Annotated in this window: 9 protein-coding genes; 3 read left to right on the top strand and 6 right to left on the bottom strand. The window is 59.2% G+C overall.

The window, feature by feature from the left end:
* Positions 1-47: 47 nt before the first annotated feature.
* The gene (locus ACSFE6_RS09260; protein ID WP_435427318.1) at positions 48-920 is read right to left on the bottom strand and encodes a LysR family transcriptional regulator; all 873 of its coding nucleotides are present in this window, start codon (positions 918-920) and stop codon (positions 48-50) included.
* A gap of 78 nt (positions 921-998) precedes the next feature.
* On the opposite strand from ACSFE6_RS09260, the gene ACSFE6_RS09255 reads away from it, so the two are divergent.
* Both ACSFE6_RS09255 and hppD read left to right on the top strand, forming a co-directional pair.
* Positions 999-1,961, top strand: a complete 963-nt coding sequence (locus tag ACSFE6_RS09255; RefSeq protein WP_435427317.1) for a DMT family transporter — start codon at positions 999-1,001, stop codon at positions 1,959-1,961.
* Between the two features lie 226 nt (positions 1,962-2,187).
* Entirely contained in the window at positions 2,188-3,264 is a 1,077-nt protein-coding gene (gene hppD / locus ACSFE6_RS09250) for a 4-hydroxyphenylpyruvate dioxygenase (RefSeq protein ID WP_435427316.1), read from the top strand.
* Positions 3,265-3,389: 125 nt separating this feature from the next.
* Here the strand turns inward: hppD and rarD are convergent, their stop codons facing one another.
* The 5 genes from rarD to ACSFE6_RS09225 form a co-directional block, all read right to left on the bottom strand.
* Positions 3,390-4,271 carry an EamA family transporter RarD gene (gene rarD / locus ACSFE6_RS09245; protein WP_435427315.1) on the bottom strand — a complete coding sequence of 294 codons (882 nt, stop codon included), beginning with the start codon at positions 4,269-4,271 and terminating at the stop codon, positions 3,390-3,392.
* Positions 4,272-4,489: 218 nt separating this feature from the next.
* Positions 4,490-5,503 (bottom strand): aldo/keto reductase, encoded by a 1,014-nt coding sequence (locus ACSFE6_RS09240; protein WP_435427314.1) that lies wholly within the window; start codon positions 5,501-5,503, stop codon positions 4,490-4,492.
* A gap of 33 nt (positions 5,504-5,536) precedes the next feature.
* Entirely contained in the window at positions 5,537-6,601 is a 1,065-nt protein-coding gene (locus ACSFE6_RS09235; RefSeq protein ID WP_435427313.1) for an NAD(P)/FAD-dependent oxidoreductase, read from the bottom strand.
* Complete coding sequence (locus tag ACSFE6_RS09230) at positions 6,588-8,756, bottom strand: hypothetical protein (RefSeq protein WP_435427312.1); 2,169 nt, start codon at positions 8,754-8,756, stop codon at positions 6,588-6,590. The genes ACSFE6_RS09235 and ACSFE6_RS09230 overlap by 14 nt, the downstream gene beginning before the upstream one ends.
* Before the next feature lie 182 nt (positions 8,757-8,938).
* Positions 8,939-10,252, bottom strand: a complete 1,314-nt coding sequence (locus ACSFE6_RS09225; protein WP_435427311.1) for an MFS transporter — start codon at positions 10,250-10,252, stop codon at positions 8,939-8,941.
* A gap of 167 nt (positions 10,253-10,419) precedes the next feature.
* Here ACSFE6_RS09225 and ACSFE6_RS09220 point away from each other — a divergent pair, with 167 nt between their 5' ends.
* Complete coding sequence (locus ACSFE6_RS09220) at positions 10,420-11,529, top strand: sugar diacid recognition domain-containing protein (RefSeq protein WP_435427310.1); 1,110 nt, start codon at positions 10,420-10,422, stop codon at positions 11,527-11,529.
* Positions 11,530-11,705 lie beyond the last annotated feature (176 nt).

Here is an 11,705-nt window from a genome sequence, read left to right as displayed (position 1 = left end):
AAGTTCGAGCCATAGCCATGATAGTTGGCCCGTGGCATTTATGCCGCTCATCGGTACTCCAGACGCTGTGCGAGTTTGATAAAGGCTGTCGCCGCCGGCGATGCCTGGCGTTGATCGAGCACTGCCAGGCCGACCCATCGGGCGACACCGGGTGAGAGGGGCTTTTTCAGGTATCGGCCGTCGGCGTGCTCGGGTAGCGAACCTTCGGCAACCAGCGTTACCGCAGCGCCCCGGCTGACCGTTTCCAGGGTGCTCAGCAACTGCGAACAGCGAAAACGGATGTTGGGTGTCAGCCGGGCGGCATTGAACAGCCGCGACACGAGCTCCGATGACCCGGCCTCGGTCAATATAAATGGGTCGTGGCACAGGTCGGCCAAACTCACGCTTTCGCGTGTCGACAGCGGATGATTGACCGGCAGCAGCGCGACCATCTGGTCTTCCATCAGTGCCACGGTGTCGAAGCGTTCTTCAGGCAGCACCACAAAACCGATATCGATGCGTCGTTCTTCCAGCCATTGGATGACCTGGCGGTCCGGCCCTTCATCGATGTGGACCTCGATGCCCGGATGGGCCGCGCGGTAGTGCTGCAAGATCAAGGGCAACAATTTGATCGACGAGGTGGGGCCGAACGAGCCAATGCGCAAGGTGCCGCGCTTCATGCCCCGGGCATCCGCCGCTTCCTGGCGCAAGGTGTTGGCCAATCCCAGCATGGCCCGCGCGCGCAGCAACAGCTGCTGGCCGATGTCGCTCAGTTCGACCCGGGACTGATGGCGGCGCAGCAGCTCGACACCCAATTCTTGCTCAAGCGATTTCAACGCATGGGACACCGCGGACTGGCTGATTCCCAAGCGATTGGCTGCCGCCGTGAAACCGTGCAACTCGGCGACGGTGGAGAAGATTTCCAGTTGGGTCAGGGTCATGAGTGTTTACTCATTTTACGATGACTAAGTATTAGTCGAATGATACGTCATCCAGCCTATTTTCCGATCCGGAAACTTATGACCACGTGTGAACAGAGCCTGACCCCGTCCAATGTGCCTGTGTATTTGAAACTGGCGACGGTCACCATAATCTGGGGCGGCACCTTCGTAGCGGGGCGGTATCTGGCCGACAGCCTCAGTCCGTTGTTTGCCGCGAGCCTGCGTTTCCTCCTGGCCAGCGTGGCGTTGCTGTTGTATTTGCTGTTGGCCCGCGTGCCGTTGGCGCGACCCAGCCGTAGGCAGTTCCTGCAATTGGCGCTGCTGGGTTGTTTCGGGATCTATTTTTACAACCTCTGTTTCTTTTATGGCCTGCATTACATCAATGCGTCGCGGGCGTCGTTGATTGTGGCGCTGAACCCGGCCGTGATCGGGTTGGCGTCATGGCTGCTGTTCAAGGAGCGCTTGAGCCGGGCGAAAGTCGTCGGCATCGCGATCTGCATCGCCGGGGCCAGCCTGGTGATCGTCAGCCGAACCCCGCAGCTATTTGCTGGCAATGCCGACGCCTGGATGGGCGACTTGCTGATTCTTGGCTGCGTGCTTGGCTGGGGCATTTATTCGCTGTTCTCCCGGGAACTGAATCAAAGCCTGGGGCCGGTGCAAACGGTGACCTGGTCGATCTTGCTGGGCACCTTGATGCTGTGGGTTACCAGTGCGTTTCGCGGTGAACTGAGTCTGTCCGTACTGATCAATCTCGGCACGCAACAGTGGCTAAGCCTGATGTACTTGGGCGTACTGGGCTCGGCGCTGGCCTACATCGGCTATTACGACGGCATCCGCAAGATCGGCGCGACCCGCTCTGGTGTATTTATCGCTTTGAACCCACTGACGGCTGTCATCCTCGGTGCACTGCTGTTGAACGAGCAGCTGACGCCGGCGATGTATGCAGGGGGAGGGCTGGTTCTGGCAGGGATTTTCCTGTGCAACAAACCCCTTGCGTCCCCGGCAAAAAAGCGGATTTTATACAGAAGGCGGACAAACTGATTTACGCTGTGTAGAATCGGTTTACGCATACAAGAATACGTCTTCTGGCAACAGAAGCTTCGCCCGCAAGAGCCTTGGGTCGACCATGAAGTTATTAGGGTTTCAATTGATCTACGGTGATTTCCTCGCCCGCAGCGTGCGGGGCATCTCCTGTGCGCCACCCGCCGGTCTCAGCATTTCCAGCTACTAACCTTTGTTAAATGAGCAGAATGATGAGGCGCCAACCATGGCAGATTTATACGAAAACCCAATGGGCCTGATGGGCTTCGAGTTCATCGAATTCGCATCGCCAACACCCAACACCCTGGAGCCGATCTTCGAGATCATGGGCTTCACCAAGGTAGCGACCCACCGTTCCAAAGACGTGCACCTGTATCGCCAGGGCGCGATCAACCTGATCCTCAACAATGAACCCCACAGCGTGGCCTCGTACTTCGCCGCCGAGCATGGCCCGTCGGTGTGTGGCATGGCGTTCCGCGTCAAGGATTCGCAAAAAGCCTACAAGCGCGCCCTGGAACTCGGCGCCCAACCGATCCATATCGAAACCGGCCCGATGGAGCTGCACCTGCCGGCGATCAAAGGCATCGGCGGCGCGCCGCTGTACCTGATCGACCGTTTCGGCGAAGGCAGTTCGATCTACGACATCGACTTTGTGTTCCTCGAAGGCGTCGACCGCCACCCGGTCGGCGCGGGCCTGAAGATCATCGACCACCTGACCCACAACGTGTATCGCGGCCGCATGGCGTATTGGGCGAATTTCTACGAGAAGCTGTTCAACTTCCGCGAGATCCGCTACTTCGACATCAAAGGCGAGTACACCGGTTTGACGTCCAAGGCCATGACCGCGCCGGACGGCATGATCCGCATTCCGCTGAACGAAGAATCGTCCAAGGGCGCCGGGCAGATCGAAGAGTTCCTGATGCAGTTCAACGGCGAAGGCATCCAGCACGTCGCGTTCCTGTCCGATGACCTGGTCAAGACTTGGGATCACCTGAAAAGCATCGGCATGCGCTTCATGACCGCACCGCCGGACACCTACTACGAAATGCTCGAAGGCCGTTTGCCGAACCACGGCGAGCCGGTGGGTGAACTGCAAGCGCGGGGCATTCTGCTGGACGGTTCGTCCGAGGCGGGTGATAAGCGTCTGTTGCTGCAGATTTTCTCGGAAACCCTAATGGGCCCGGTGTTCTTCGAGTTCATCCAGCGCAAGGGCGATGATGGTTTCGGCGAAGGCAACTTCAAGGCGCTGTTCGAATCCATTGAGCGTGATCAGGTTCGTCGTGGTGTGTTGTCCACTGATTAACTGATTTAAACGCTAAACCCTGTGGGAGCTAGCCTGCTGGCGATGGCGGAGTGTCAGTCAGCATTGTTGTTGCTGACACTCAGCCATCGCCAGCAGGCTAGCTCCCACATTTGTTTTGTGTGTGGTTAAGGTCTGCGCTGCCGCACCAGATGCTTGAACCCTTCAAACACCAACACCAGCACCGCCATCCAGATCGGAATATACGTCAGCCACTCACCGGGCTTGATGCTTTCCCCCAGCAACAATGCCACGCCGAGCAACAGCACGGGCTCCACATAACTGAGCAAACCGAACAGGCTGAATGGCAGCAGGCGACTGGCGATGATGTAGACCACCAGTGCCGAGGCGCTGATCAGGCCCAGCAGGGGAATCAGCCACGCCAGGGCAGGGTATTGATCGAACACGCTGAAGCCTTGCTCGCCACCGTGCACGAACCAGTACGCCACCGGCAACATCAAGGTCATGTCCACCCAGAGCCCGCCCAGGTTGTCGGTCTTCAGCCATTTGCGCAGCACGAAATACAACGGGTAACCCACGACGACCACCAGCGTGGCCCAGGAAAATCCCCCGACCTGATACAGCTCATTCGCCACGCCCAGGCTGGCGAAAAACACCGCGATTTTTTGCAGGTACGACAGGCGCTCGCCGTAGGCGATGCGTCCGGTCAGCACCATGGCCAGCGGCAATAGGAAATAGCCCAGCGACACATCGAGGCTGTAGCCATTGAGCGGCGCCCACATGAACAACCAGAGTTGCACGCCCAGCAATGCGGCCGAGACGACCAGGCCACCGATCAGTTTCGGTCGGATGGCGAACCGGTGTAGCAAATCGACCACACGCCGCCATTCACCGGACGCCAGCATGAACACGGTCATGCACGGCACCGTCAGCAACATGCGCCAGCCGAAAATCTCCACGCCGCTCAGGGGTTTGAGCAGCGAGGTGTAGTAATACATGACGGCAAACAGCACCGAGGCTGAAACCGAGAGAGCGATACCTTTAGACAAACTGTCCTCGCGAAGTCGAACGTGAAACGGGGTGCGGAGGATACGCGGTTTTTGTGCTGAATATTGGCCGGGTGATCGGAATTTTCAACATCCTCAACCAAACATCAAAACCTGTGGGAGCGAGCCTGCTCGCGAATGCGTCATGTCAGTCGACATTTATGTTTAATGACGCACCGCTTTCGCGAGCAGGCTCGCTCCCACATTGGATTTGTATTTCTTCAGCTGTTGTGGGGTTTACGGCCCGACACGAAATGGCTCACATCATTGAACCCCGGTGTCGACGCATGCCCCGGCGTCACCAGCGAATCGATGAACGCCTCGTCTTCGGGCGTAATCTTCACCGCCTGCGCCTTAGTGTAGGCATCCCACTGGGCTTCGGTGCGCGGACCGACGATGGCCGAGGTAACGGCACGGTTGTTCAGCACCCAGGCAATCGCAAATTCAACGATGCCCACGCCACGCTCCTGGGTGTACTGCTGGATCTGCTGGGCGATGCGCAGGGATTCGACGCGCCATTCGGTTTCCAGGATGCGTTTGTCGGCACGCCCGGCGCGGCTGTTGGCGTCCGGCTTCACGTCCGGCGCATACTTGCCACTGAGCACGCCACGGGCCAACGGGCTATAAGGCACCACGCCCAAGCCATAGTTTTGCGCGGCGGTGATCTGCTCGGTTTCGGCCTGGCGGTTGACAATGTTGTACAGCGGTTGGCTGATCACCGGACGGTCGACGCCCAGTTTGTCGGCCACGCGAATGACTTCGGCGATGCGCCAGCCACGGTAATTCGACAGGCCCCAATAGCGGATCTTGCCCTGGCGAATCAGGTCGCCGATGGCCGATACCGTGACCTCCAGCGGCGTGTTGTGTTCTTCACGGTGCAGGTAATAGATGTCGAGATAGTCAGTACCCAGGCGCGTCAGGCTGGCGTCGATGCCGTTGAAGAGGTGCTTGCGACTCAGGCCACTGCGATTTGGCACGCCGTCCACCGGGCCGAAACCGACCTTGGTGGCGAGCACCCATTCATGGCGGCGGCTGGCGATGGCTTCGCCGACGATTTCCTCGGAACGACCGTTGGTATAGACGTCAGCGGTGTCGATGAAATTGATGCCCTGGTCCCAGGCCTTGTCGATGATCCGCAGGGAATCTTCGGTGCTGGTCTGTTCGCCGAACATCATGGTGCCCAGGGTCAGGGTGGAAACCTGCAAACCCGAATGACCCAGCGTGCGATAGCTCATGTCGAAATCCTTTTGCCAATGGGAAAGGCCTAATCAAATACCAGAAACGTCCTGCGTATGAAAATGAATTATCGGGGCGTTGAGCCACGCCGGGGGCGCAGGGTGTGCAGCGTACAGTTCGCGCATTTTGCTCAAGTCCCGTTCAAACCAGTCATTCAGCCATTGTCGATACTGGGTCTGGATCGACTGTCGGAGAACGGGATAAGCAAGACTTTCTACGACGGCGTGAGCCGCCATGATCCCCGACATGATCGCCTTGAGGACGCCATGGGACGTTCCCGGGTCCAGTACCGAGGCCGCATCGCCCACGATGAAGTAACCGGGCCCGGCGCATTGGCCGCAGGCACGCCAGGTCACGTCCGCACCGCGTGCCCCTGAGAGCGGGTGCAGGTGTGCGAATTCCGAAGGTGGCTGCAGATCGGGGTGTCGATGATCGAAGTTCAAGCGGGTCCAGGTATACGAACCGGTGCCGACTTTCGCGATCCAGTACCAGCCGTTGCTATTGGCGATGATGGACGGCGCGTCGTCACATATGGCAGTTGCCCCACTGGCATAACCATAGGTCGCGAGCAGCGGTGGTGAATATGCAAGACGATTCAGGGCCAATTGCCGCGCCAGCCAACCCTTGGCGCCGCTGGCATCAATCAACTGAGTCGCATGGAAAACACCCTGATCGGTTTCCACCCCGATCACGGCATTGTCTTTCAGAATGACCTTCGTGGCGCGGCAAGGGCGTACGACTGACACACCGGCCGCCAGGGCCTGTTTGAGTAACAGGCTGTCGAGCAGGCGCCGGGGAATCTGAAAGCCACACCACGGACCGCTATTGTCACCACCGAACGCATTGAACTGCGGCGTTGCCCCCCAGTGCACCCAGTTTCCGCTGTGCCGGACAAACTCGCCCGTCAACACCTGCCGGCCTGCACCCAGTTGTTGCAGCAACGGCTCGATGCCCGGCGGCAGGGTTTCGCCAGGACGATCACGGCATACGGCCGCCTGTTCAAGCAACGCCACGTTCAAACCCTGTTGCGCGCAGAAAATCGCGGCGGCGCATCCGGCGGGGCCGGCACCGATGATCACAACATCATGACGATGCATGAAAACGGACCTGCCATGGACTGTTTTCACGCTTGATCAGCAGGGATGTTGGGCCGACAAACAGTTCCACCATTTCCACGACTACGGCATGACGTTTGGTGAAGTCATGGGCCGGTGTCGTCGTTCTCGGGATGTCATTTTTATAAAGGCGATAACGGTGTACAGGCATTTGCAGCACATGCCCTGTGGCTGATTCGGCCTGGTCCAGGTCGGCGTCGGGGCGCACCGTTTTGTTGAATGACAGCACCGACCAATCCTTTTTTTCATTTCGTGTACTGGCGCCTAACGATACGAAGGCGCGATGCATCGACAGGATGCGCTCCTGATAATCCTTGGCGCCGGTTTGGGCGAGCGATTGCAGGGACAACTGACCGGCCAGGGCGTTTTTCGTGTAATCGGTGAATTCGTAATCTTGATACTCCACCAGTGGCTCACCGTTGGGACCGTTGAACAACTGCGGGCGACACACGCCATCCCATTGGCCAAGTTCATCGTCCGTCAACGGAATGATCGAAATCCAGGATGGAGTGGGTTCGAAGGCCCTTGAGTTGTCAGGTGACACAGCGGCCCAATAACCGCCGATAGACGCGCAAATACGGATGTCCTCGGTGAATGGGCAACCCAGGTTGTAGGCGTTGAAGCTATCGGGAGTGAAACTGTTAACCGAGCTGATTTCCCAGCCCGGGCTGAAAAGGCCGGCGGCGGCGTAACATAACCAACTGTGACGCCGCGCGCAGGCGACGTCTTTCATATCGCCCGGTAGTGCCTGGTCCAGGGAATGCGAGATGACGGCGGTGATGCCTTTGTCATCCCGTTGAAAATGCTGACCTTGCAAATCGGGGTTTCCGGCCATCCGCTGATCCGAAAGCACTTTTTGCTCCACACCGTAAAAAGGTGTGGGGAAATTCTGGTCGTTGCTCCATTCAAGCAACGCACGCTGATTGCATTCAGGGTAAAAATCAGGGGCGGCGGCCAGCGAGTAAGCCACCGCATTTTCCGATACGGTCGTCGCCAATTGCGGGCAAGTCGCGCGAACCCAGCCTTCGGCCGTGAAGTCGATAAAATGCAAGGCGTTGTAACCACCGCTGTCGACGATTTGCTTGACGTCGGGGTTCAGGTTCAAGTCCTCGATCGAGCCATCGGCTAACTGCTTGTAACGTCGATTAATGATGTAGTTGAATTTCGGATTTGGCGGTATCGAAAAAAACAGCTGTCCACCCTCATAAATGGCTTCTTCCACCAGTCGTAGCTTCGGCACCGGCATCAACAGCCCTTTGCCGTATGTGGCTTCGTCCGCCCACTCGACGAGGTCATCGGTGATCACGAACGGCGGCTGGGAGAGGTCCGGTTGCCCGATGGTGGAACCGGGAAACCGGCGGTGAAACTGGCCGAGTTTTTCGTTGATGTGATAAGTCTCCATGTCCACTTGCAGGTCCATTCCTGCAATGCACTCCAACCCGTCAAACAGTTTGTGCAACGGAACCCAGAAATCCTTTTCCTCGTCCTTGTCTTGAAAGGGCCAGGGACCAAACTCGAGCGCATCACCTTTATTCTGCATCGCGATGTACGGGTAATAACGCGCCGGAGTCACGCAGATGGCTTTCGGGTCGTTACCCAGCCAAGGCAAAAAACCACGCCGTGGCGGGTCATAACGCGCTGGTGCCGTTCCTACCCGAGCGATGCCGGTACGGGAAAAACATAGGTCGGCGTGTTTCTTATGACCTGTATCCGGCCCCGGTCGATACTCGGCGGCGAATACGACAATGCCCAATTGCGTTCCGGCGCCGGCCTCCTGTTGCAACTCGGCCAGCGATGGCGGCTGCACGCCGTAGACATAATTCAACACCGATTCTATTTCCGCCGCGGTCGGGTACAGCAGTAGCGCCTTGCCGCTAGGGTCGGTGGTGACATTGGGAGAAGCGAGGGCATGGTAGAACAGGCTGCGGGCCGGGCTTCGGGGTTCGATGCCGCGTTGTCCGTTCGAGGAGAAATCCTCAAACCCCTTGAGGGTTCGATCCACCACCAGGGGTTTCGCCAACTCCGGCGCCAAGGGGCGTACCTTGATATCGAGCCCGTGCTGCAACAGCAGCGCGTGCCAGCCGTTGTCAGCGGCCAGGCGTGCACAAACTGCCTCGACGGCTTTGATGAGATTCATGAGTTGTCCAGCCCGCAGTGAATGTGTTGACACAAGCTCGGGCTGACCTTCATGGATTCAAGAGAGTCGATCCGGACAACGTTGTGACATCCGGTTTCAGGCTAGTGCAGGAAGATGGACACGCAAGATCGACTATCAGAACTGCTAGGCGCCGGAGCAACAAGCCTCCGGCGCCGGGCACATCATTGGTTACGCAACGTCCGCGTCATGCGCAGCGCCAGCACGCTGCCGCAAACAATCACACCCGCCAGCAGGTATAACGCGGCATCGGTCGAACCGGTGCTGTCCTTGACCCAACCCACCAGGTACGGGCTGAGGAAACCGGCCATCTGGCCCATGGAGTTGATCAACGCCAGGCCGCCTGCCGCAGCACCGGCACTGAGCATCGCGGTCGGCACCGGCCAGAACATCGGCAGGCCGGTGAGGGCGCCCATGGTGGCGAGGGTCAGGCCGAGGATGGCGATGGCCGGGTTGGCGGCGAAGTTAACGGCGATCAGCAGCCCCAGCGCACCCATCAGCATCGGCACCACCAGATGCCAGCGACGCTCTTTGCGCAAGTCCGCCGAACGGCCGACCATCAACATGAACAGCGCTGCCAGCAGGTAAGGAATCGCACTCAACCAACCGATCACCAGGTTATCGCTGAAACCCAGGTTCTTGATGATCGACGGCAGCCAGAAGTTGATCGCGTACACGCCGCTCTGGATGCAAAAGTAGATCAGGCCGAAGGCCCAGATCGCCGGGTTCTTGAACACCGCCAGCAGCGAATCGGAGGTGGTTTTCGGCTTGTTCGCCAGGTCCTCGGCGTGGTCGGCCTCCAGCACCGAACGCTCAAACGGCGTGAGCCATTTGGCATTGGCGTAGCTGTCGCTGAGCAGGAAATAGGCGAGGGCGCCGAGGATCACGGTCGGGATGCCTTGCAGCAGAAACATCCACTGCCAGCCCGCCAATCCGCCTTGGCCGGCGGCGAAGTGGTTGAGGATCCAGCCGGAAAACGGGCTGCCGAGCAAACCGGACACCGGGATCGCCGACATGAACAGCGCCATGATGCGGCCACGGCGAAAGGTCGGGAACCACTGCGAAAGGTACAGCACCACGCCCGGGAAGAACCCGGCTTCGGCGGCGCCGGTGAACAGGCGCAGGGTGTAGAACTCGGTCGGCGTGGTGACGAACAGCAGGCAAGTCGACAGCGTGCCCCAGGTGATCATCATCAACGCGATCCAGCGACGAGGGCCGAATTTGGTCAGCGCCAGGTTGCTCGGCACGCCGCACAGCACGTAGCCGATGAAGAAGATCCCGGCGCCGAGGCCGTACACGGTTTCGCTGAATTTCAGCGCGTCGAGCATCTGCAGCTTGGCGAATCCAACGTTCACCCGGTCGAGGTAGTTGAATAGGTAGCAGATGAAAATGAAGGGGATCAAACGCAGGGTAATGCGTTTATAAACGGCGTTTTTTTCGTCAGCGATAGCCTGGGTGGCAGCGGCGCTCTGTGACATGGCGGCTTCTCTCTTTTTATGATTTTTTGCGATGCAAAGGGTAACGTTGATCGCCCTGTGAGTCTCGGCCACCGCCCTGGCGTTGTCTTTGTGCCGGCGCACAGGGATTGCCAGCCAGCCCTGTGCGGGCGAACAATCGGCCCATCATGCATTCAAGGAACTCCGTCATGTTCGAACTCGATCACGACCTGGCCCAGGACATCGTCGACCGGGCGATGGCCATCCTGCCGTACAACGTCAACGTCATGGACAGCCAGGGCCTGATCCTCGGCAGCGGCGAGCCGGAGCGGGTCAACACCCGCCATGAAGGCGCGCAATTGGTATTGGCCAATGGTCGAGTGGTGGAAATCGATGCGCAAACCGCGATTCATCTCAAGGGTGTACAGCCGGGCATCAACCTGCCGCTGATGCTCGATCAGCGTTTGATCGGCGTGCTGGGCATCACCGGCGAACCCGATCAACTGCGCACCTACGCCGAACTGGTGCGGATGACCGCCGAGATGTTGGTGGGGCAGCGCAATCAGCAGGCTGAACAGCAATGGCGGCGCCAGCGTTGCGATGACTTGCTGGCGCTGTTGCTCAGCGACGCCGGGGACTCGCCACGATTGATCGATGAGGCGCAGCAGCTGGGGCTGAAGCCGCAGATGACACGAGTGCCGTACTTGTTCGAGTTGGGTCTGGAACACGGGCCGGGACAAACCGTCGATGCGTTGAGCGCCTGGTTGATGTCGCGTTACCCGGACAGTTGGTGCGTGAGCTCGGCCAAGTCGTCGTTACTGTGGTGCCGCCCGGCCAATCAAAACGTTGAGAACGACCGACTGCTGGAGAAACTCGACGGCCTGGGCTGGAACATCCTGCGCATCGCCGTGGGTGGACAGGCCGATGGGCTGACCGGGTTGCGTCGCTGCTATCGTCGGGTCGGCGATCTGTTGGCCTATGGGCGCGAAGTGTTGCCCGCATCACGCTTGCTGACCCTCAACCGCTATCGGCTGCCGGTAATGCTCTGGCGCCATCGCAACGACGACGCCCTCGACGAATTGCTCAACCCGCTGCGCAAAGTCATCGCCAAGGACAGCAACGGCCAGTTGCTGGCCACCCTGCGCAGCTGGTGTGACCACGACGGCCAGAGCCAGGCCTGCGCCGAGGCACTGGGCATTCACCGCAACAGCCTGCGCTACCGCATGGAGCGCATTGCCGAACTCAGCGGCGTCGACCCGCTGCGCCTCGACGGCATGCTCGCCCTCTACCTCGGCGTGCAACTACTCCCCCAGCCATAACCAACACAATCCCCTTTTGTGGGAGCGAGCCTGCTCGCGAAGAGGCCCTCACATCCAACATCCCTGCCGGCTGACCCACCGCTTTGGGGGGGGGAGGGGGCTCCAAAAAGAGAGGGGGGTGGGGAAAACGAAAGGAAAACAACCCACAGCACCAGAGGGGGGAGACAACCAGTAAA

The sequence above is a fragment of the Pseudomonas baetica genome (assembly GCF_051216495.1).
GTDB classification, from domain to species: domain Bacteria; phylum Pseudomonadota; class Gammaproteobacteria; order Pseudomonadales; family Pseudomonadaceae; genus Aquipseudomonas; species Aquipseudomonas baetica_B.
The sequence above is the reverse complement of the archived record's forward strand: the minus strand, read 5'-3'. Positions and strand labels throughout refer to the sequence as shown.